The 20,864-nt window shown below is 63.7% G+C and carries 22 protein-coding genes; 7 read left to right on the top strand and 15 right to left on the bottom strand.

Features of this window, described 5'->3' with window-relative positions:
- Window positions 1-2: 2 nt before the first annotated feature.
- The 3 genes from CXB49_RS05365 to CXB49_RS05375 are packed head-to-tail and all read right to left on the bottom strand — an operon-like array spanning window position 3 to window position 4,975.
- Complete coding sequence (locus tag CXB49_RS05365; protein ID WP_101707452.1) at window positions 3-3,056, bottom strand: efflux RND transporter permease subunit; 3,054 nt, start codon at window positions 3,054-3,056, stop codon at window positions 3-5.
- Window positions 3,053-3,880 (bottom strand): efflux RND transporter periplasmic adaptor subunit, encoded by an 828-nt coding sequence (locus CXB49_RS05370; protein ID WP_158300622.1) that lies wholly within the window; start codon window positions 3,878-3,880, stop codon window positions 3,053-3,055. The genes CXB49_RS05365 and CXB49_RS05370 overlap by 4 nt, the downstream gene beginning before the upstream one ends.
- A gap of 48 nt (window positions 3,881-3,928) precedes the next feature.
- Entirely contained in the window at window positions 3,929-4,975 is a 1,047-nt protein-coding gene (locus CXB49_RS05375) for an IS630 family transposase (protein WP_101706528.1), read from the bottom strand.
- A gap of 650 nt (window positions 4,976-5,625) precedes the next feature.
- Between CXB49_RS05375 and CXB49_RS05380 the strand changes: the two genes are divergently transcribed.
- Genes CXB49_RS05380 through CXB49_RS24410 form a run of 4 tightly spaced genes read left to right on the top strand, consistent with a single transcriptional unit; the run spans window position 5,626 to window position 7,928 of the window.
- Window positions 5,626-6,552 (top strand): AraC family transcriptional regulator ligand-binding domain-containing protein, encoded by a 927-nt coding sequence (locus CXB49_RS05380; protein WP_101707454.1) that lies wholly within the window; start codon window positions 5,626-5,628, stop codon window positions 6,550-6,552.
- 31 nt (window positions 6,553-6,583) lie between these two features.
- Complete coding sequence (locus CXB49_RS05385; RefSeq protein WP_046158739.1) at window positions 6,584-6,877, top strand: transposase; 294 nt, start codon at window positions 6,584-6,586, stop codon at window positions 6,875-6,877.
- Window positions 6,874-7,743 carry an IS3 family transposase gene (locus CXB49_RS05390; RefSeq protein ID WP_101706526.1) on the top strand — a complete coding sequence of 290 codons (870 nt, stop codon included), beginning with the start codon at window positions 6,874-6,876 and terminating at the stop codon, window positions 7,741-7,743. The genes CXB49_RS05385 and CXB49_RS05390 overlap by 4 nt, the downstream gene beginning before the upstream one ends.
- Before the next feature lie 17 nt (window positions 7,744-7,760).
- The gene (locus CXB49_RS24410; protein ID WP_101707455.1) at window positions 7,761-7,928 is read left to right on the top strand and encodes a helix-turn-helix domain-containing protein; all 168 of its coding nucleotides are present in this window, start codon (window positions 7,761-7,763) and stop codon (window positions 7,926-7,928) included.
- A 301-nt stretch (window positions 7,929-8,229) separates the two neighbouring features.
- Here CXB49_RS24410 and CXB49_RS05400 read toward each other — a convergent pair whose 3' ends face one another.
- The 5 genes from CXB49_RS05400 to CXB49_RS05420 form a co-directional block, all read right to left on the bottom strand.
- Window positions 8,230-9,798: a diguanylate cyclase gene (locus CXB49_RS05400; RefSeq protein WP_101707456.1), complete on the bottom strand. Its 1,569-nt coding sequence runs from the start codon at window positions 9,796-9,798 to the stop codon at window positions 8,230-8,232.
- A 121-nt stretch (window positions 9,799-9,919) separates the two neighbouring features.
- Window positions 9,920-10,309: a peptide-methionine (R)-S-oxide reductase MsrB gene (gene msrB, locus CXB49_RS05405; protein ID WP_101707457.1), complete on the bottom strand. Its 390-nt coding sequence runs from the start codon at window positions 10,307-10,309 to the stop codon at window positions 9,920-9,922.
- A gap of 112 nt (window positions 10,310-10,421) precedes the next feature.
- Entirely contained in the window at window positions 10,422-11,066 is a 645-nt protein-coding gene (locus tag CXB49_RS05410; RefSeq protein ID WP_101707458.1) for a histidine phosphatase family protein, read from the bottom strand.
- A 19-nt stretch (window positions 11,067-11,085) separates the two neighbouring features.
- Window positions 11,086-12,447: a deoxyguanosinetriphosphate triphosphohydrolase gene (locus tag CXB49_RS05415; protein WP_199406786.1), complete on the bottom strand. Its 1,362-nt coding sequence runs from the start codon at window positions 12,445-12,447 to the stop codon at window positions 11,086-11,088.
- A 96-nt stretch (window positions 12,448-12,543) separates the two neighbouring features.
- Window positions 12,544-12,771: a glycine zipper 2TM domain-containing protein gene (locus CXB49_RS05420; RefSeq protein ID WP_101707459.1), complete on the bottom strand. Its 228-nt coding sequence runs from the start codon at window positions 12,769-12,771 to the stop codon at window positions 12,544-12,546.
- A 233-nt stretch (window positions 12,772-13,004) separates the two neighbouring features.
- Between CXB49_RS05420 and CXB49_RS05425 the strand changes: the two genes are divergently transcribed.
- Entirely contained in the window at window positions 13,005-13,574 is a 570-nt protein-coding gene (locus tag CXB49_RS05425) for a lysophospholipid acyltransferase family protein (protein ID WP_233492946.1), read from the top strand.
- A 67-nt stretch (window positions 13,575-13,641) separates the two neighbouring features.
- On the opposite strand, the gene CXB49_RS05430 is transcribed toward CXB49_RS05425, so the two are convergent.
- Both CXB49_RS05430 and CXB49_RS05435 read right to left on the bottom strand, forming a co-directional pair.
- Window positions 13,642-14,196, bottom strand: coding sequence for a DUF1415 domain-containing protein (locus CXB49_RS05430; RefSeq protein ID WP_101707460.1), 555 nt, complete (start codon window positions 14,194-14,196; stop codon window positions 13,642-13,644).
- A 100-nt stretch (window positions 14,197-14,296) separates the two neighbouring features.
- Window positions 14,297-14,500 carry a cold-shock protein gene (locus tag CXB49_RS05435; protein ID WP_043626664.1) on the bottom strand — a complete coding sequence of 68 codons (204 nt, stop codon included), beginning with the start codon at window positions 14,498-14,500 and terminating at the stop codon, window positions 14,297-14,299.
- Window positions 14,501-14,824: 324 nt separating this feature from the next.
- Here CXB49_RS05435 and CXB49_RS05440 point away from each other — a divergent pair, with 324 nt between their 5' ends.
- The gene (locus CXB49_RS05440) at window positions 14,825-15,931 is read left to right on the top strand and encodes an HD-GYP domain-containing protein (RefSeq protein WP_158300623.1); all 1,107 of its coding nucleotides are present in this window, start codon (window positions 14,825-14,827) and stop codon (window positions 15,929-15,931) included.
- Between the two features lie 14 nt (window positions 15,932-15,945).
- On the opposite strand, the gene CXB49_RS05445 is transcribed toward CXB49_RS05440, so the two are convergent.
- Window positions 15,946-16,791, bottom strand: coding sequence for a dienelactone hydrolase family protein (locus CXB49_RS05445; protein ID WP_101707462.1), 846 nt, complete (start codon window positions 16,789-16,791; stop codon window positions 15,946-15,948).
- A 206-nt stretch (window positions 16,792-16,997) separates the two neighbouring features.
- Between CXB49_RS05445 and CXB49_RS05450 the strand changes: the two genes are divergently transcribed.
- Window positions 16,998-18,092 (top strand): HD-GYP domain-containing protein, encoded by a 1,095-nt coding sequence (locus CXB49_RS05450; RefSeq protein ID WP_233492947.1) that lies wholly within the window; start codon window positions 16,998-17,000, stop codon window positions 18,090-18,092.
- Here the strand turns inward: CXB49_RS05450 and CXB49_RS05455 are convergent, their stop codons facing one another.
- Genes CXB49_RS05455 through yjgA form a run of 4 tightly spaced genes read right to left on the bottom strand, consistent with a single transcriptional unit; the run spans window position 18,093 to window position 20,799 of the window.
- A complete protein-coding gene (locus CXB49_RS05455; RefSeq protein WP_101707464.1) occupies window positions 18,093-18,665 on the bottom strand; it encodes a hypothetical protein in 573 nt (190 codons plus the stop codon).
- 60 nt (window positions 18,666-18,725) lie between these two features.
- Entirely contained in the window at window positions 18,726-19,676 is a 951-nt protein-coding gene (locus CXB49_RS05460; protein WP_101707465.1) for a YheT family hydrolase, read from the bottom strand.
- The gene (gene mog, locus CXB49_RS05465; protein ID WP_101707466.1) at window positions 19,673-20,251 is read right to left on the bottom strand and encodes a molybdopterin adenylyltransferase; all 579 of its coding nucleotides are present in this window, start codon (window positions 20,249-20,251) and stop codon (window positions 19,673-19,675) included. The genes CXB49_RS05460 and mog overlap by 4 nt, the downstream gene beginning before the upstream one ends.
- Window positions 20,251-20,799, bottom strand: coding sequence for a ribosome biogenesis factor YjgA (yjgA, locus tag CXB49_RS05470; protein WP_101707467.1), 549 nt, complete (start codon window positions 20,797-20,799; stop codon window positions 20,251-20,253). Before yjgA ends, mog begins: the two co-directional genes overlap by 1 nt.
- Between the last annotated feature and the right edge of the window lie 65 nt (window positions 20,800-20,864).

The following is a 20,864-nucleotide window of genomic DNA, read 5'->3' on the forward strand; positions in this document are numbered from 1 at the left end:
CCTTAGGCGGCCGGCTGGCCGATACGATAGAAACTGGCGTACAGGGCCGGAATCAGACCCAGCGTAATCAGCGTGCCCAGCGCCAGGCCGCCCATCATGACCACGGCCAGGCTGGTCCACACGACACCGCCAAACAGCAACAAGGGCAGCAGGCCGAGAATGCATACCATCTTGGTCATCACGATGGGGCGCAGACGTTTGGCTGCCGCGTCTTCGATCGCCTGCAGCGCGGGCAGACCTTCGCGCAAGGCTTCGTCAATGGCATCCAACAGCAGTACGGCGTTATTGACGATGATGCCCGCCAGCGCCAGCAGACCCAGGGTGCCGACAAAGGTGAGCGTGGTGCCGCTGATCGTCAGCGCCAAGGCGGAGCCGATCACCACGAACGGGATGCTGGCCAGCACGATAAGGCTCTTGCGCACGCTATCGAACTGCCATACGAACAGGAGGAACATCACCATGACGCAGGCCGGAAGCAGCTTGGCAATGGCGTTGTTTGCGTTAAGGTTTTCCTCGATCTCGCCGCCCAGCGTGACGTTGACCTTGCCCTCCGCGGCCAATTTGGCCATCAGCGGCGCCACGCGGTCGGCGATAGCTTGTGCCGTCAGTTGCGGATGACGCGCCAACAGCGTCACCGTGCGCTGCTGGTTGATGCGTTGGATCACGGCAGGCTGACTGGAAAGGCTAATGCGGGCCACCTGGCCCAAAGCCACTGGTCGCGCCATGCCTGGAGACTGCACCGGCAAGGTTTGCAAGCGTTCAATACTGTGGCGCAAGTCTGTGCTGCCTCGTACCACCACCGGCAGCAGGGTATCGCCTTCACGGTACTGGCTGGCAACGCTGCCGGCCAGCAAGGTATTCAGGCTTTGGGCAATATCGCGGCTGCTGAGGCCCGCCGCATGGGCGCGGGCCTGGTCTACACGTACGTCTAGCTGCAGGATAGGACGCTCAGCGTCACTGCTCAGTTGCTGCATGCCTGGAATGGCCTGCAATGCGGTGTACAGTTGCTCGGCGGCGGCCAGATGGCTGTGCCCATCGCTGCTGCTGAGACGGAACTGCGCGACGCCGGCATCGGACGATCCCATGGAGAAGCGCTTGGGTTCAAAGCGCACATCGGGAAAGCGTGCGGCCAGCTTGCGCTTCAGCGCGGCAATCGCATCATCGTGACGCACATTCGCAGCCAGTGTCAGCACCGCATAGGCGCGGTGGCCGGCAGGCGTAGGCGGATTCAGTGCCAGGATGAAGCGTGGGCCGCCATCACCCATGTAAAGCGCGTGACTTTCCAGCTCCGGAAAGGCCTTATGGTCGGCCAAGGCGCGGCTGATCGCTTCGCTGCGTGCCAGCGTGTGCGTGGTGCTGCTGTCGGGCGCAAGTTCTATGGCCATTTGCAGCTGGCGACGTTCGGAAGCCGGCATCAATTCCGTCGGCACGTGGGTAAACAGCCAGCCGGCGCCGACCAGCAACACCACCATGCTGCCGATATACGCTGTCTTGTGCCCCAGGATCCAGCGCACCTTGCCGCGATACCAGCCGGTAATGGACTCTATCGCCTGCGCGGTGCGGCTCAGCTTGGCATGCTGGTGGGCAAAGCGCTGGCACAGCAAGGGCGTAAAGGTAACGGCCAGCAACAGCGACAGCAGCAGCGCAATCGCCATCACAATACCCATGCTGCGCAGGTATTCACCGGTTTCCGTGCTGGACAGCACCAGCGGCATGAAAGTGAGAATGATGGCCAGCGACGAGACCAGCAGCGGCAAAAGCATGGTTCGGCCGGCTTCGGCTGCGGCTTCGGTACGTGACTGGCCCAGCGCCAGCCGGCGCTCCATATCCTCAGCCACCACGATGGCGTTATCCACGAACAGGCCCAGCGCAATAATGATGGCGCCGATGGAAATGATGTGCAGGTCTATGCCAAGCAGCTTCATCACCGCCAGCGTGCCCAGCACCGTGGTCGGGACAATGGCACCGACAATCAGGCCGGTGCGCAAGCCCAAGAACAGCACCACCACGCCTATCACGATCACAGTGGTTTCCATGAACACCTGGCCCACCTGCTTAAGCTGCTTGGTGACGATTTGCGCCTGGTCGGTAATCGGCGACAATTTCATGCCTGCCGGCAGACCAGCTTCCAGGCGAGCCACCTCGCCACGTAGCATGTCGGCAAAGCTGACCACGTTGCTGCCGTTTTTCATGGATACCGCAATCACCACAGCCGGGGCGCCATCGACAAAAGCGCCACCAAGAGGCGGGTCTTGCGTGTGGCGGACCACGCGCGCCACCTGGCTCAGCAACACGCTGCCATGCTCCGGCAAGGGAATCACGGTATTGCCCAACTCGGCAGGATTGGCGACATCGCCACTGACGTTCAGCGCCAGTTCGCTACTGTCAGCATCGACGAAGCCGCCTGGGGCCACGATGTTGCGGCGGGAAACCGCATCGATGACCACCGATGGCGACAGGCCACGCGCAGCTAGCGCCGGAATGTCGAGCAGGATTTGCACTTCCTCCTCACGGACGCCGTGCAGGCTCACACGCTCCACGCCCGGCACGCGTAGCAGGTTGTCGCGCAGTTGGCGTGCGCTGTCGCGCAACTCGCCAGCGCTGTAGCCGCGGCCGCTGAGGCCCAGGGTCATCACGGCCACGCGGCCGAATTCGTCATCCACCATCGGGCCGATACTGCCTTCCGGCAGTTGGCCGCGTAGCTCGGTCATGCGGTTGCGCAGCCGTTGCCAGACATCGGGCAACTTGTCGACGGACACTGTCGGGTACAGCTCGACATAGGTAAACGCCATCCCGGGACGCAAGGTTGTCCTGACACGTTTCACCTCGGGCAGGCCGAGAATGCTGATCTCAGTAGGGCGGGCGACCAGCTGCTCCATGCGCTCGGTGCTAGCGCCGGGGACAAAGCTGAGTACCGTTGCGGTACGGATGGTGACCGGAGGCTCTTCGGTGGACGGAAAGTCCAGCACTAGCCACAAGCCGGTAAGCACCAGCGCCAGTACCGCCAGAAAAGTAAAGCGGGGTCGAGCCAGCGCCGCAGCGGCCAGATTACTCATGGCTGCTCTCCTTCAGGTGGCTGGACCGGGGTGATGCGACTGCCCGGCGCAATGGCGGCACCACCGGCTACGATGACACGGTCGCCGGCTTTCAGACCATTCGCAATGCTGACACTGTCATCATGCGGCACACCCAGCTGCACGGCTACTTTCTCTACCGTCTTGCCGTCACCGGCTAGCCGCAGCACATAGCCATGCCGCGCGTCCGTGCTTGGCAGCAGCGCACGCAGCGGAATGACTGCTCCGGAAGACGATTGGGAGGGAATTTGCACCTGCCAGGTATCTCCCGGCTGCGCATCGGACGGCGCGCTGATAAATACCTGGCGCTGGCCACCGGCTCCCAGGGTGGCGGCGATGCGCAGAACCTTGCCGGCATGGCGTTGGCCTTCATGACGCAAGGACAGCGACTGGCCAACGCTCAGTTCAATACTGGCCGGCAGCCACAGTGCCAATTCACGGCCGGCGCCTTCAATGGTGAAGGCCGGGGAGCCAGGACTGACGGCCTGGCCCAGTGCCAGTGCCCGACTGCCGATGACGCCATCGACAGGCGCCCGCAGGCTGGCCTGTTGCAGCGCCCAGTTGGCCTGCTGTTGCTGGGCTTTGGCCGTGATCAGGGAGGTCGTTGCCGTTTGTAGTTCGGCGTGCAATGCGTCCAGCTCACCCGCGCTGATTGCCTGCGCCTGACGTGCAGCCTCGGTACGCGCCAGCCGCTGGCGCACTTCCTGCAGCTTGGCGCTAGCGGCCTGTTGTTCGCTGTCGGCCGCCGATTGCTGGGCACGCAGCATGGTGTTGTCCAGTGTGGCCAGCAGTTGGCCGGCACGCACAGGGTCGCCGACGTTATTAATCCGGCAGTCAAATACCGTACAGAAAGCTCATGCCGCGTAGCGGATTTTTTCATGCCGGAAGTACGACCGGATTCTGGCCGGCTGCTTCTGCAATGAGCGTAAATGGGACAGCACTTTCCCTTGAAGTTGACCGTCTGATCGAACCGGCTCACCTGCGCTCATTCTGGCCTTCAGGTCGCCGTTCAAGTATTCATCCGGGTTCAGTTCCGGTGAGTAGCTGGGCAGGAAGAACAACTCAATCGCCTTCTTGTTCTCTTCCTCCTCCAACCATGCTTGCACCAGCTTGCTGTGATGCACGCGCAAGTTGTCGAGGATCAAGAACACCTTCTTGCCGCCAGCATCACGGATCAGCCGCATCAGAAACTTGATCAGCACCCGGGCCGTCAAGGTCTCCCGGTACAGCATGAAGCGCATCTTGCCTTGGTTGGTAATGGCCGAAATCAAGTTGATGCGCGCTCTTTTCGATTGGGATAACACCAGAACTGGGGTTTGGCCTTTTGGGGCGTAGCCACGCGGAAAGTGCTCAACACTCGACACCGCCGATTCGTCGCCCCAGCTGATTTCAGCCATTTCCGCTTTGGCACGCGCGACGATAGCCGGGTATTCCTCCTTGAGCCATTTCTCGACTGCTGCCGGTCGCTGCTCATAAGCGCGTTTGAGCGGGCGCTGCGGCGTAAAGCCCCAGCGGGCCAAGTACAGACGGACAGTACGGATCGGCAGATCGATCAGAAACATCTGCTTGATTACAGCCTTGACCGCCTGAGCACTCCACAGGGCAAACCTCAGCTTCATCTGGTCTGGCGTGCGATCCACGATGTCCTGCTTGATCCGGGCTTCCTGCGCCTCGGTCAGCCGACGGCCGGTGCCTTCGGCGCGACCGCGCTTCTGTTCTTTGAATCCCTGCGCACCTAGTGCTGCCTCACGCACCACCCAGGCGGAAATGGTGGGGCGGCGCAGCCCGAGTTCTTCGGCAATACTGGCTTGAGACCGGCCTCGCTTGTACATCCGGATAGCGGTACGCCTCAGCTGCTCACGGGCGGCCAGTTCAAGCTTGCGCACATCGATTTTTTCCATGCCGGAAGTATACAATCTGTACGGATTATTACTGCCGGATTAATAGCCTGCAAGCTGCTTACACGGCCGGAGACGGCAAACGCGAGCTCGGCGCGCGACACGGCACGCACTTCGGCGATATAGCCGCCAGTCTGGCTGGCCGAGTCGGCAACCTTGACCACCAAAGCAGGGCGGGCGGCGTCCTGCTGGCTGGCGGGTGAGGGGGTGTTATTGCAGCCGGCCATGACCAGTGCTACGCAGCTCATCCACAGACTGGCCACGGGGCGATGTTCGGGAAAAAATAGGGGCACAATGGCTCTCCGGTTCAAATAAAAGCATGACCCGGCAAGAGTGCCCTGCCAGACCGGCGCAAACTGTAAAAGCCAGAGGGGACACAGCGTGAGGACAAAACAGGCCATTGGCGGTGCTATTGCGGCCAGCAGCAGACTTTCACTGTTGAAACGATAGCTTTAGGGGACAAAATAGGACAGTTATGGATCGTATTCGGCCAAGATTGTGCGCGATTGATGTAATGGATAAATATCTTATCTTGTTAATTCAAAGGCTTGGTGTGTTTTCTATGTTATGGCTCATTCATCACCCAAACTAATGAAGTGACAAATCTGGCCATCTGCGCCACGATAATGGTGTACTCACTATGGAGTTAAGGTGTGAACGTCCCCCCCTCATTTCCGCAGGCCGCAGGGCAAGACTCGCACGCGGCAAGCATTCCGCCGACCACAGCCCGCTCCCTGCTGGGACTGGTGGAGGATCGTGGCTACAGCCCGGAACGCCTGTGCCAGGGCCTGGGGATACGGTACGAAGATCTGCTATCGCATCAGTTGCTACTATCGCACCGCCAGATCAAGGTGTTGATCCTGCGGGCGCAGGAGCTCTTGGGCGAGCTGGCTTTGGGCTTGGTAGCGGGGGCGCGGGAAACGCCGGTCAGTTGGGGGGTGACAGGTCTAGTCATGCTGACCTGTGAAACGCTAGAAGAAGCAATGGAATATGCGCTCGCAAAACAGAACGAAGCCGGCACCATGGTACAGCACCAGGCTAGCATCTACGGCAGTGAAGTGCGCATGCAGTTGGTCAGCCATCGTTTCGACTGGGAAATCGAGAACTATCTGATTGACCACGCGATGTCGGGCGCCGTCGCGGTAGCACGCTATCTGTTGGGCCCGGCGTTCAAGCCGCTGCGGGTCGACCTGGTACAGGCAATGCCGGCACACCAAGCGCTATACCGCCAGTTTTACGACTGCCCGGTGCGTTTTGCGGCCGGCAGCAACTTGCTGGTCTTCGACGCGCACTGGCTGGGAGCGAGACTGCCAGGTTATGACCGCATAGCCAGCCAGATGCTGCGTCGCCAACTGGACGGCCTGTTGCAGTTGAGCCCTGGCCGCCATCAGCTAATCGAAACCGTCAGTAACCATATCCGTTACGCCAGCGTGCAAGGTGCCGACCAGCTGGCAGTGGCCAGCATGGTGAATGTCAGCCCGCGCTCCCTGCGCCGCAAGCTGGAGCAGCAGGGCACCCACTATCGGCATCTGCGCGATGCCACTCGTGGTCTGTCCCATTCCCCGTGGACACTAACTTAAGGTGGATAATCCCCACCAAGGAGCAGTGTTCATGACCAAGACCAGACGTACTTTCCCGGAGGCCCTCAAGCGCGAAGCGGTTGAGCAGGTACTTGCCGGCACCCCGTTACGGCATGTTGCCCAAGCCTTCGACATTACCGAGTCGCTGCTGGGCAAGTGGAAGCGTCAGCTCCAAGACGCCGGACCAGATGCCTTCCCTGGCCGAGGCAAACAGACCGGTGAAGCCGCCGAGCTCAAGCGACTGCGGGATGAGCTGGCCCGCGTTACCATGGAGCGCGATGTCCTAAAAAAGGCGCTTGCCATCTTCTCGCAACCCACGAAGTGAAATTCCGCGCGATTCACGCTCTGTCGGGCCGCTACCCGGTAGCCCCGATGTGCCAACTGTTTCGTGTGTCCCGCAGTGGCTACTATGCGTGGCTACACCGCCCACCTTCGGCGCGAGAGATGGCGAACCGACAACTACTGCGCGAAATCCGGCTGGTGCATGCCGAGGTCAACGGTATTTATGGCCATCGGCGTATCCATGCCGAACTTCTTGCACAGGGCTTCGTCTGCGGGCGACATCGCATCGCGGACTTGATGCGGCGAAACGGTATCAGGGTTAGAGCGCGTAAACGTTGGAGACCCGCGAGCGGTGGTCAACACCTTCTACCCGTGGCGCCCAATTTGCTGCAGCGACACTTTGCTGCTGGCGGCGACATCAATCAGCGCTGGGTGTCGGACATGACCTATATCCGAACCGGTGAAGGGTGGCTGTACTTGGCGGTGGTACTCGACCTGTACTCCCGGGCGATAGTGGGCTGGGCCATGCATCATCGAATGCAGCAAGAACTGGTGCATGCTGCCCTGACGATGGCAGTGGCGCGTCGCCAGCCTTCAGGAGAGGTAATTCTGCATTCGGACCGCGGGAGTCAGTACTGTGCCTTTGACTACCAGGCGTTGCTGAAGCGGCATGGGATAGTACCGAGCCACTCCCGCGCCGGGAACTGCTGGGATAATGCAGCGATGGAGAGCTTCTTCCGTTCACTGAAATCGGAACGTGTTTATCTGACCCACTACCGGAGCTACGAGGAGGCGCGTACAGATGTGTTTGATTACATCCGTTTTTACAATCACCAACGACGTCATTCGACCCTGGGGTATCTGACCCCGGTTGAGTTCGAACGCCGCCGCTCAGAGCTTAGCGCTTAACCCTCTGTCCATGGGGAGTGGGACAGACCACTCGTTACCAGACCGCTTGCCAGCTGCTGGATAACAGTACGTTAAGTCTTGCCGCCATTGCCGAACAGTTGGGCTATGCCGATGCGCGCTCGTTTCGGAGGGCCTTCAAGCGTTGGAGTGGCAGACTGCCAAGTGAATACCGGCGCGATAAATGATTGAATCTGTTTGATACTTTGATGGCTGTTTCGACTTCAGAAACGGATGTCATGGACGGATGAGCCAGGCCGACAATACGGTCTGCCATCAGACTTGGTGTTACTCAATTCCGATTTTGGCCGGGTGGAGTCTGTCCTAAGAGCCGCTAACAAAACCTCGCAGAGTCCCTGAGCCAAGGCGCGCCGACGCAGGCAGTACAGAGAGTACGACAAGGAGGCGCAACGCAGGATCAGGGGTTTTGTTAGCGGGTCTAAGTTATCACCGGTACAGCGAACCAACAGATGCAAGTAGTTGCTTTCCTCACCCTCCCTCCACCCGATTCCGCCCATTCGCCTTGGCCCGATACAAAGCTTCGTCTGCGCGCTGGACGATGGTTTCGTGGGTGTCGTCTTCTTCATGTGCGCTGGCCGCGCCTATGCTGACGGTGACGACGCCGGCGGCAGTGTCGGAGGCGGCGGATATCGCCAGGCGTACCCGTTCGGCCAGCTCCATGGCGCCTTCGGCGTCGGTGTCGGGCAGTAAGAGCAGAAACTCCTCGCCGCCGTAGCGGGCGGCAAAGTCGGTGGTGCGGGCCACGCCGCGCAGGGTGGTGGCAATCTGTTGCAGCACTTGGTCGCCCACCGCATGGCCATAGGTGTCGTTGACGCGCTTGAAGTGGTCAGCGTCCATCAGCAGTACCGAGTAGGGCGCATGGCTGCGATGAAAGCGTTGGTATTCCGCTGTCAGCCGTTCCGTGGCGGCCATGCGGTTGCCCAGGCCGGTCAGCGCGTCGCTGCGCGCCATATGTTCCAGTAACGTGGCGCGTTCGGCCAGTTGGCGGTTGGCTTCGCTCAGCGCTTCGGTGCGCTCTTCCACTTTTTTCTCCAGGCTGGCGTTGATGGCGGCCAGTTCGCTACGGCGCGCCAGCAGGGTGGTGGCCATCTGGCGTATCGCCTGGGACAGTTGCCGCAGTTCCCGCGAGCCTGAATCGGTATTCCATTCCACTTGTTCTTCGCCGGCGCTGATGCGTTGGGCGGTGCCAGCCAGGGTTTCCAGCGGGCGGCTGAAGGCGCTAGCCAGCCGGTACACCACCACGATCAGCAGCAGGGTGGCGATTCCTTCCGGCAGCACCAGCATTGCGAGCAGCCGGTTGAGCGCGGCCAGCGCTTGTTGTGGCGGTTGGCGTACGATCACGCGCCAGCCGGGGGAGGGGGCAGCGTCTATATTGGCGTCGGCGTAGAGATAGGCGTTGCCGTCGGGCCAGTCGCCTTGGCGGTAGCTGGCGCTGTCCAGCGGTGGCGGCATGTCGGTCTGGCCGAGATGGGCGGGCGGGAACAACGCTTGATTGTTCTGCCCGACGATGAAGACTTGCAGCGCTTCGCCGGCGGTATTGCGCGGCAGCCGTTCGGCAATCAGCGTATCCACCCAGTCCCAGGCGGTTTGAGCAGCCAGTGCGCCGCGCAGCTTGCCGGCGGCGTCGTGTAGCGGGGCAGCGAATTCGATGCGGGGAGAGGGCGAGCCGCCGCTGGCGGAGGCGATATGGCCGTCAGGCGCGATGACGCCGACCCAGGCGTAGCTGGGGCTGGCTTGCCGGAGCTGCTCCAGGCCGCTGCGCAGCGCTGGGCTGTCCAGAGGCGCGTCGATGAAGACCGGGGCCTGCGCTTGCAGCGTCAATTCGCGTCGCCGTTGCTTGAGGCCGGTGGCGAGGGACTTGGCGATGCCCTGGGCTATAGCCTGCATCACTTCACCCTTGTCTTGCCGCAGGTTCTGGTTCAACAGCGGTTCCAGGCTGGCGTAGTCTATCAGGGTGGTAATCAGAAACAGGCCGCCAATCAGCAGGCTGAGCCGTAGCCGGAAACTGTCTGGCCAGAGATAGGAAAGAAGCTTCATCTTGGTGCGGCCGATAGGGTGGTACAGCTTTATATTCGTATCTATGGGCGTGGGATTGCAAGGTTGGAGGAGGTCACAAAGCGTGTGCAGTACTTTGCCTCCCTACAAGCGCGCACCAGTTTTACTCCGCCTGGAAGTCCAGGCACACTGAATTAATGCAGTAGCGCTCGCCGGTCGGCTCCGGGCCGTCGGGGAAGACGTGGCCGAGATGGGCGTCGCAGTTCGAGCAGCGTACTTCGACGCGCACCATGCCATGGGAGTCGTCGGTGAGGCGGGTGATGTTGGCGCCGGCGGCCTCGGCCCAGAAGCTGGGCCAGCCGCAGCCGGCGTCGAACTTGGTGTCGCTGTGGAACAGCAGGGCGCCGCAGCAGACGCAGAAGTAATCGCCCTGGCGATTGTGGAAGTAGTGCTCGCCGCTGAACGGGCGCTCGGTGCCGGATTGGCGGGCGACGCGGTATTGCTCCGGGCTCAGCTGGGCGCGCCATTCGGCGTCGGTTTTCTCTATGGTCATGGCGGTTTTCCTTGTGTCGTCCGGTCCGGCGGGCCGGCTGCTTGATCGTTGGTCGCCGCGCGGGCGGTTCGCTTACCGGAGACTAACACGCCGTCCCGCCTGCTGTTGCCGTCTACTGGATTTCGTCCAGCGCGCCGGACAGGTGCGACTCGTCCGCCCAGCGCCGCAGCGTCCAGTTGCCGTCCTGATGATCCAGCCAGTTCAGCGCGGCGTTGGGGATGGGGAAGTCGCGCTTGTCGGCCAGCGGCTTGGCGGTGGCGGCGCGGTACATGATGTCCAGCACGCCGCCATGGGTGACCACCAGCACGTTCTGGCCCGGGTGCAGCGCGGCGATGCTGGCCATGCCGTCCAGGATGCGCGCGCGGAAGCGGTGCAGGCTTTCGCCGCCGTCCAGGTCGTAGTCCGGGTCGCGCGTCTGATGCAGGCGGTAGACTTCGGGGATGCGGTCGGCGGCCTCGGCGTAGCTCAGGCCCTGCAGCGCGCCCATGTGGCGCTCGCGCAGCTGGGCGCTGTAGTGAGCGTCCAGTTGCAGCCGGGTCTGCAGCGGGGCCGCGGTCTGGCGGGTGCGGATCAGGTCGCTGACGTAGAGCGCGTCGAAACGGTCGCGCCCGGGCAGAAAGGCGTGGGACAGCTGGCTGGCCTGTTCCAGGCCGGTGTGGTTCAGCGGGATGTCGGTGTGGCCTTGTAGCCGGTGTTCGCGGTTCCAGTCGGTTTCGCCGTGGCGGACCAGGCAGAAACGGGTGACGGGCAGAGTCATTGTCGCCTTTCGCTATCCATTACAGGATGCCGACGCCGGACAACTCGCGCGCCAGATTGGCGGCGTAGTTGTCGGTCATGGCGCCGACGAAGTCCAGCACCTTCATATAGGCCTGGTACAGGCTGTCTCCGGTTTGAATATGGCCTTCCAGCAGGCCCATCGCCAGGTGCTCGCGCGGCGTCAGCTCCTTGCTCTCCCGGGTGACGAAGGCGTGCACCGCCGGCACCAGCGCGTTCAGTATCGTGGCGATGCAGGGGTAGGAGGCCAGTTCGGTGACCAGCTTGGTGCGGTGGCGGTACACCTTGGTGCTGGCCAGCTCTTTCGCCTGCAGCAACGCGTTCTGCACCGCCGGTTCGCATAGATTGATCAGGTCCTTGGCCGGGAATTCGCCGCGCAGCAGCGACGGATGGTGCACCATGAATTTCTCGGCCACCTCGGTCACGCAGCGGCCTATGGCCACGCCGCGCAGCGTGCCGCATTTCTGGCGGATGTCGTGCACGCCCCAGACGCGTTCGTGTTCGGAGAAGCCGGAGAACAGCGTTTCGAACTCCTTGAAATCGAGAATGCCGATCTCCACCGCGTCTTCCAGGTCCAGTATCGCGTAGCAGATGTCGTCGGCGGCCTCCATCAGATAGGACAGCGGATGGCGGCTCCATTGCAGCGGTCCCTGGCGCAGCAGGCCCAGCTCTTCGGCCACCCGCTCGAAGTAGGGCAGCTCGGTGCGGTAGAGGTTGAACTTGTCGCGCTCGTAGGCCGGCGGGGCGTCGGCTGTCCACGGGTATTTGATCAGCGTGCCCAGGGTGGCGGAGGTTAGGCGCATGCCGCCCTCGCCGTTGTACATCTCCAGCGTCGCCAGCATCCTGAGACCGTGGGCGTTGCCCTCGTAGGTCTGCACGTCGCGGATCTCGGCGTCGCTGAGCCCGGCCAGCCAACGGGCGTTGCGCTCGTCGCGGAACCAGTCGCGCAGCGCGTCCTCGCCGGTATGGCCGAACGGCGGGTTGCCGATGTCGTGCGCCAGGCAGGCCACCTGCACCACGGCGCCGATGTCGTGCGGGGTATAGCCGGCAGGCAGCAGCTCGGCGTGCTCCAGCATCACGCCGACGCGGTTGCCCAGGCTGCGGCCGACGCTGGCCACTTCCACACTGTGGGTCAGCCGGTTGTGGGTATGGTCGTGGCGCGCTAGCGGGTGCACCTGGGTCTTGCGGCCCAGCCGGCGGAAGGCGCTGGAAAACACCACGCGGTCGTGGTCGATGTGAAAATCGGTGCGTAGCCCGGAGCCGCCCTCCTGAGTAGCCGGCGTGCGGGTTTCCTTGACTTCGCCCTGGATGATCTTGAAGCGGCGGGTGGAGAGCAGGCTCTCCCAATTCATGGACGCGGTCATGACATGGCCTGGTGGGGGACGATGCCGACGATGATAGGGTCGGCCGCCGCAAAACAAAAGAGCCAGCGCTGGGCTGGCTCCGATGCGCTGCTGCGTTTAGCGATGGCCGGTCTGATGACCGATCACGCCGCCGACGGCCGCGCCGCCTACGGTGCCGATGGCGCTGCCGCCGGTGAGGACGGAGCCGAGCACCGCGCCGCCGACTGCGCCGATGGCGGTGTTCTGCTGACGATGGGACATATTGGCGCAACCGGACAACAAGGTGAGAGCGGCGAGTCCGGCGACGGCCAGCTTGCGGCTGGACTTGCTGGTATTCGTATTCATGTTCGGTCCTACGGGCATGTGTGGAACATGAGGGATTGGGCAAAGATCCACGGCGACAGTTCCGCTTGCTATGTTACCGATTGTTATGTTCAGCGCGGCCGGGGAGAATAAGCTTTACTGTTAATAATGTATTTAGTACATTCAGCGCTTTCCACGAGTTTGGCGCTGGCCCCGACCGCTGGGGCGCGCCGAGCGTCCGTGCGCGTGGGGACGGCGCAGTTGCCAGGGCCGCCATGCATTTCACCATTTTCGACACCCCCGTCATCCGCGACCTGTTCCGCTGTCTGTCCATCGTGCTGCTGAAATTGAGCGGCTGGAAGCTGAAGGGCGAATTCCCGTCGTTGGACAAGTACGTGATGATAGGCGCGCCGCATACCAGCAACTGGGATTTTCCGATCACGCTGGGCCTGTGCTTCGCCGCGCGGGCCAAAATCTACTGGATGGGCAAGCACACCTTGTTCAAGGGACCGATGGGGCCGGTGATGCGCTGGCTGGGCGGCATTCCGGTGGTGCGCCACCAAAACAATTCGCTGGTGCAGCAGATGGTGACGCGCTTCCAGGATAGCGAACGACTGGTGGTGGCGATTCCGCCGGAGGGCACGCGCAAGGCGGTGACGGAATGGAAGACCGGCTTCTACCACATCGCCTGCGGGGCGGGCGTGCCGATCGGGCTGGCTTATCTGGATTATGGCCGCAAGGAAGGCGGCTTCGGCCCGATGTTCGAGCCCACCGGCGACATCGAGGCCGACATGCCCAGGATACGCGCCTTCTATGCGGACAAGCGGGGTCGACACCCGAGCTGAGCCGGACTGGCCGGCAAGAAAAAAGCGCAGCCGAGAGCTGCGCTTTTTTTTGCGTGTCGGCGGGCAATCACTCCGGCTTGGGCGCGAACATCGCCTTCCAGCCGGCCAGGCCCAGCTTCTGCAGCGTCTCGATATTGCGCTCGTAGATGGCCTCGGCCTCCGGAAACGCTTCCACCGCGCGATCTATGCTGGCTTCGCGGATCAGGTGCAGCGTCGGGTACGGAGAACGGTTGGTGTAGTTGTCGATATCGTTGACGCCGGTGCCTTCAAACTGGAACTTCGGATGGAAGCTCGCCACCTGGATCACGCCGTCCAGTTCCAGCTCGTCGACCATGGCGTCGGCGATGTCGAGGAATTCGTTGAAATCGAGGAAGCGGGTCAGCGTGCCCGGATGCACCAGCAGCGTGGTGTCGATCTCCTGCGGGTCGGTGTCGGCCAGCAGCTTCAGCTCCATGGCCAGTTCTTCGGCCAGTTGTTGCGGACTGGCGGCCTCGCTGACCTGGATGCGCACCTGGTTCTTCACGTACACCGACTTGGCGAACGGGCACAGATTGAGGCCGATCACGGCTTTCTCCACCCATTCGCGGGTGGCGGCGATCACGGTTTCATGGTTGTCGGACATTGGCGGCTTCGCTGAGGGATGGGACGGCGGCCCGGAGGGCGGAATGCAAAAAACCCGGACGAGTCCGGGTTTTCATCTTGTCGATGGTCTCGCTGGGAGATTACACCGGCTGGATGTTGGAGGCTTGCTTGCCTTTCGGGCCATCGACGATGTCGAAGCTCACGCGCTGGTTTTCAGCCAGGGTGCGGAAGCCTTTGGCGTTGATCTGGGAGAAGTGAGCAAATACGTCGTCGCCGCCTTCGTCCGGGGTGATGAAGCCAAAACCTTTGGAGTCGTTAAACCACTTAACGGTACCGGTTGCCATTTTGTTAAATCCTCAAAACGAGCAGTTGAATAAAAGGCACGAAGATCAAGGGAAATGGCGACTGAGGTACGGCCTATGCCACTACGACAACTACACATCCACAACTTGAGCATCCTGCGGGAGGCATAGTGCCTCTAGTTTCGGCTCATGGCAAGCGTTTTCTGTAGGAATTGGCTGTTTTTACGAATCCTTAATACCTTTGGACAGGACATTCACATTTTAGGGCTTGGAGATCGAATACGCGCGGGATGGCGCCTCAACGGCGTGCGGACGACTGCTGGTTGCATATACTGGGAGCATGGCAAGCCGACGGAGAACGCAACCATGCTTACGCAGTCGATAGTGCCGGAAATCATAGATCCGATGGGATTCCAGGATTTCCGCGACGCGGTGTCTGATTATGCGCCGCAACTGGAGCAGTTGGTATGCCATATGGGGGATGGCGGCGGCGACACCGAAAAGGTCGCCCAGCTGTTTCGCATCCTGCACAGCATCAAGGGCGACGCCAGCCTGTGCCAGGTGTTTTTCGTCGAACCCTACGCCCATGCGCTGGAAACCTTGCTGGATCGAATCCGCAAGAAGGAGCTGAGCTACCAGGAAGTGATCGGCGATGTGCTGTTGCTGGTGCTGGACCGGCTGGTGCTGGTGCTGGACGCGCTGGCCTATGGCGAACCGCTGGACGATCTGCAGTTGGATTCGTTGCGGACGGCGCTGGAAAAACTGCCGGACTTGCCGGCCGACGAAGTGCCGTCGGCCTGTGCCCGGCTGGTGGCGAGGATGATGGGCACGTCGGCGGCGCCGGCGGCGCCGCCAGTCGGCTCGGCGCAGGGGCTGGGGGGGCATCGTTTCGCCGACCTGCAGTTCTTCCGTACGCTGGCGATGCAGCTGGAATACCGGCTGCCGGCCTTCGGCGGGCGCACCGAGCGCAATCTGGCGCTGGCGTTGGACATCAACCGGCTGGCGGAGCGGCCGGTCAACGTCGATCAGCTGGCCGCCGCGGTGTATATGCACGATATCGGCATGATGCTGCTGCCGGAGGCGCTGTGGCTGCGCGCCGGCCGGCTGGGCGACGAGGAGCGGCGCCAGATGGCCGCGCATCCGGGTTGGGCCGGCGGATTGCTGGCGCGGATGCCGGGTTGGGAGGAGGCAGCGCGCATGGTGTTGCAGCACCACGAGACGCAGGACGGCGGCGGTTATCCGGACGGCCTGCGCAGCGAGGCGATCTGCGACGGCGCCTGCGTGCTGGCGCTGGTCGACGCTTTCGAGGCGGTGACGCTGAAGCACGCGCAACAGGGCCAGCGCCGCTCGATGCTGCGCGCGGTGGCGGAACTGAACGCCTCGGAGCGCCAGTTCCATCCGGAGTGGCTGCAGTTGTTCAATCAGGTGGCGCGGGCCCGGCTGGAGGTGAGGGAAATGGTGGGCGGCCGTTGAACGGCCACCCGCGCTCAGCGCGCGCCGTGGCGGGCGAACCAGTCCAGCATCTTCTGCCAGGCGTCTACGGCGTCACGCGCGTTGTAGCTCGGACGGTAGTCGGCGTTGAAGCCGTGGCCGGCGTCCGGATAGATCAGGATGTCGTCGTCGCCGCCGGCCTTGTGCAGCGCCGCCTTCATCTTTTCCAGCGAGGCCAGCGGAATGCTCTGGTCTTGCGCGCCATACAGGCCCAGCACCGGAACCGTCAGCTCGGCGGCGATGTCCAGCGGGTGGCGCGGCGTGATGGTGTTGACCGGGCCCTCCACCTTGCCGTACCAGGCCGCGGCGGCCTTCAGTTGCCGGTTGCGGGCGGCGTACAGCCAGGTCTGGCGGCCGCCCCAGCAGAAGCCGGTGACGGCGGCGCGCGCAAGATCGGCGCCGTGGGCGCCGGCCCAGCGCCAGGTGGCGTCGAGATCGCTCTGCACCTCGCTGTCCGGCACCTTGGACACCAGATCGCGAACCAGGGTGTCGATGTCGGCGATCTTGGCCGGGTCGCCGTGGCGGAAATAAAGCTCGGGCGCCACCGCCAGATAGCCTTGCTTGGCCAGCCGGCGGCACAGGTCGCGGATGTGCTCGTGCACGCCGAAGATTTCCTGGATCACGATCACCAGCGGCAACGGGCCTTCGGCCTTGGCCGGCCTGGCGTAGTAGCCGGGCATCGCGCCGCTGCCGGTGTCGATCGCGGGCGCGCCGGTCTCCAGCGACTGGCTGTCGGTGATGATGGTGCCGGCGGCGATGGGCTGCACGGCCAGGGCGAAGCCGATGCTGCCGGCGCCTGCCAGGAAGTGGCGGCGGTTCATCGCTTGGCTGCTGTCGGACATGTCGGGGATCTCCAAGTGGGTGGGGCGCGGCCTGGTGGCGGGCGCCATCTGTGCAATACTTGAATGAATCGCGAAGGCCGCGATAAGCGGGATTGAAAGATTTGCCGGTATTCCGCCGGCGCAACCTCAGCTAGTGAAATATGACGGATTCGTCTCCAAAGGTAAAACTGCCGCGCAATTTTCTACGGCCGGGCCAGCGGACGCCGGTGGACGTCTATGCCAAGAACGGCGTGCTGTTGTTGCGCAAGGGCCACTATGTGCTGACCGAGGACCAGCGCGACCGTCTGGCGCGGCTGGGCCATGGCGAAAGCGGCGAGGTGGAGGCCAGGCTGGAGCGCGAGCGGCTGGAGCGCGCGGCGCAGCGGGAAAAGGAGGTGGCGCAGCAGCGCAACAGCGCCAATCCGCTGCAGGAGATGGCCTTTTTGCTGCGCCGGGCCGAGGGCGTGCTGCAGCACGGTCTGGCGGTGCGCGATCTGCAGGCCAGCCTGCTGGACATGGTGGAAGCCTTGCTGGCCTTGAGCCGGCGCCATCCGGACGGCGTGCTGGCCAGCGTCTTCCTGTTGCCGTATCAGGACATAGGCAGCGCGCAGAGCGTCCACGTGGCGGCGGTGCTGGCGGTGCTGGGGCGCCGGCTGGCGCTGGCCGACGCCGAACTGCGGCCGGTGTTGGGGGCGGCCCTGAGCATGAATCTGGCGGTTACCGGCTTGCTGAACCAGTTGGTGGGCCAGAGCGCGCCGATGGACCTGGCGCAGCAGGAGGCGATGTTCGCGCATCCGGCGCTGGGTTCGGCGATGCTGCGCGAGGCCGGCGTGCTGGACGAGCACTGGCATCTGCTGGTGCAGCAGCAGCACGAGCAGCAGGACGGCAGCGGCTACCCGCTGGGTCTGGCCGGCGACGAGATCGACGCCGACGCGCTGCTGCTGCAGATGGTGGACCTGGTGTGCGGCTGCGTGCATCAGCCGCAGCCCCAATTGCCGGCGCTGGTGTTGGGCAGCCTGTTTCGCGGCGAGCTGGGGCATTTCCCGCCGCAGCACGTGTCGCTGCTGGTGAAGGAGATGGGCATCTATCCGCCGGGCAGCTTCGTGCGGCTGGCCAGCAACGAGGTGGCGGTGGTCACCCACCGCGGAGACAAGGCCAATACGCCCAAGGTGGCCGCGCTGCGCAAGCTGGACGGTCCGCCCTATGTCGATCCGCTGCTGCGCGACAGTCGCCAGTCGGCCTTCCAGGTGCAGGAGGCGGTGGCGGCGGCTACGGCGGCGATCAAGCCCGCCTATCTGTACAAGCTGTGGTACAAGCCCTGATCAATGGCCCGTCGCGGCCGGCGCCGCCAGCGGGCGGACCTTCACCCGGCTCAGATCCTCTACTTTCCAGACCCGGCGCATATGGCCGAAATCGCGGCGCCGCTCGTCGCCCAGCCTGACTTCCGGCAGGAAGGACATTTCCACCAGCACCTGGCCGAGATAGACGGTTTCCCCGGCGTCCAGATGGAAGGGCGCGTTCAGCGGGAATTGCCGCATCCGCAGATCGGGGCCGAACACGCCGTCGTCGCTCCAGTGGCCCCAGGCGCCGGAGACGCGGTAGTCGCCCGGCGGCAGCGTCATCAACACCAGTTTGCCCTCGACCGGCGACATGCCTTCCTCGCCGAACACGGTGTCGGTGATCAGGCTGGCGGCGTTCTGGGCGACGACCCGCCCGCCGGCGTCGCTGACGGCCAGGCCTATGGTGGCGCGGTCGGGGTCGAAGGCCTTGCCGACCAGCGAGACGATGGCGTAGGCCTGGCCCGGCGGAGGCGTCAGCGAACCGTTGAGGCGGCTGGCCATCGTGGTGCAGCCGGCCAGCAGGGTCAGACAGCAGGCGAGCAGCAGATTGCGCATGGGGCTTCCTTGTCGTCGTTTTCGATCAGTGTACGCCGCGAGCGGCGCCCGCGCGTCGATTCAGGATTCCAGATGGGGGGCGAGGAAGGCCAGCAGCCGCTGGGGCAGCCAGTCTATGCGGCCCGGGAACGGCCCGGTGGCGAAGCCGACGTGGCCGCCGTCGCTGGGGAAGTCCAGCGTTACCGCCGCCGATACCTGAGCGGCGTCCGGCAGCGCGCTTTCCGGCAGGAAGGGATCGTTGCGGGCGTTCAGCAGCAGCGTGGGACGGACGATGCGGGCGAGCTTGGGTTTGCTGCTGGCCTGGGTCCAGTAGTTGAGCGCGGTGCCGAAGCCGTGGATGGGCGCGGTGACCAGATCGTCGAACTCGATGAAGGTGCGGGCGCGGCGCAGCCGGCCGGCGTCGAACAGGTCCGGATGTCGTTGCAGCGAGGCCATCGCCTTCGGCTTCAGCGTGTCCATGAACATGCGGGTGTACAACAGTTTGCCGAGGCCGCGGTCCAGCCGGGTGCTGGCGGCCACCAGGTCCAGCGGCGCCGACACCGCGGCGGCGGCCCGGGGCAGGGCGGTCGCGCCTTCTTCCGCCAGATAGTTCAGCAGCATGCTGCCGCCCAGCGACACGCCGACGGTGGCGATGGCGGCGAAGCGGCCGGACAGCCGTTGCAGTATCCAGCGCACCTCGGCGGCGTCGCCGGCGTGGTAGGCGCGCGGCAGCGGGTTGTCGACGCCGCCGCAGCCGCGGAAATGCGATACCGCGCCGTGCCAGCCGCGCGCGGCCACCGCTTGCATCAGCGCCTTGGCGTAGTGGCTGGCGCTGCTGCCTTCCAAGCCGTGAAACAAGACCACCAGCGGCGCGCCGGGTTGGCCGTCGACGAAATCCAGCGCGATGCGGGCGCCGTCCGGCGTATCCCACAGCTCGCGGCGGTAGGGCGGGGCGTCCTGCTTGACGGCCAGCGCCGGCCAGATGGTCTGGGCGTGGCCGCCGCGCAGCCAGCGCGGGGCGCGGTAGCTCATGGCGCCGGCTTGATGGCGGACTTCGGGCGGAAGGCCTTGACCACCGCCTCGTCGGTTTCGATATAGGGCGCGCCTATCAGGTCCAGGCAATAGGGCACGGCGGCGAAGATGCCCGGCGTCTCCACCTTGCCGTCGGCGCCGCGCAGGCCTTCCAGCGTTTCCTGTATCGCCTTGGGCTGGCCCGGCAGATTGAGGATCAGGCTCTGCTTGCGGATCACGCCGACCTGGCGGGACAGGATGGCGGTGGGGACGAAGCGCAGGCTGATCTGGCGCATCTGCTCGCCGAAGCCGGGCATCACCCGGTCGGCCACCGCCAGCGTCGCGTCCGGCGTCACGTCGCGCGGCGCCGGGCCGGTGCCGCCGGTGGTCAGCACCAGCTGGCAGCCCTCGTCGTCGACCAGCGCCCTGAGCGCCGCCTCTATGCCCGGCTGCTCGTCCGGGATCAGCCTGTCCACCGTCTCGAACGGCGTGGAGACGGCGCGGGCCAGCCAGTCGCGCAGCGCCGGCAGGCCCTTGTCGTCGTAGACGCCCTGGCTCGCGCGGTCGGAAATGGAAACCAGGCCTATCTTCAGCATCACTCGCCGTCCTCTTCCTCGTCCTTTTGCCAGATGCGCGGCTTGCCCGGCTCGGGGATCTGTTCCTTGATCAGCTGGTACAGCTGGCGGAAGGCCTTCGGCGGCTTGTTGTCCTGCTTTTCCTTGCGCGACTGGCGCACCAGCGAATGCAGCTGCTTGGGGTCGGTCTCGGGGAAGCTTTGCAGGAACAGCGGCTGGTTGGCGTCGTCGGCCATCAGCTTGTCGCGCCAGCGCTCCAGCAGCTTCTGCCAGGCGATGTGCTCGGAAGATTCGCCCTTGAGGATCTGCAGGTACTGCTGGATGGGCTCGGGATCGATATTGCGCATCAGTTTGCCGATGTACTGCAGCTGGCGGCGGATGGCGCCGTGGGCGGTCAGGCGCTTGTGTTCCAGCAGCGCGGACAGCAAATCCTCCGGCAGCGCCATTTTCTTCAGCGTATCCTTGGACAGCTCGACCAGTTCGCTACCCAGATCCTGCAGCGCATCCATGTCGCGCTTGCGCTGGGACTTGCTGACGAAACCATCGTCGTCGTTCTGGTAGTCGGTCATTGTTGCTAGGTCTCACTCGGTTTTCAAGGCTGGTATGATACCGGAAAAGGCCGCCGGCCGTTTCC

It is taken from the genome of Chromobacterium sp. ATCC 53434, assembly GCF_002848345.1.
Taxonomy (GTDB): domain Bacteria; phylum Pseudomonadota; class Gammaproteobacteria; order Burkholderiales; family Chromobacteriaceae; genus Chromobacterium.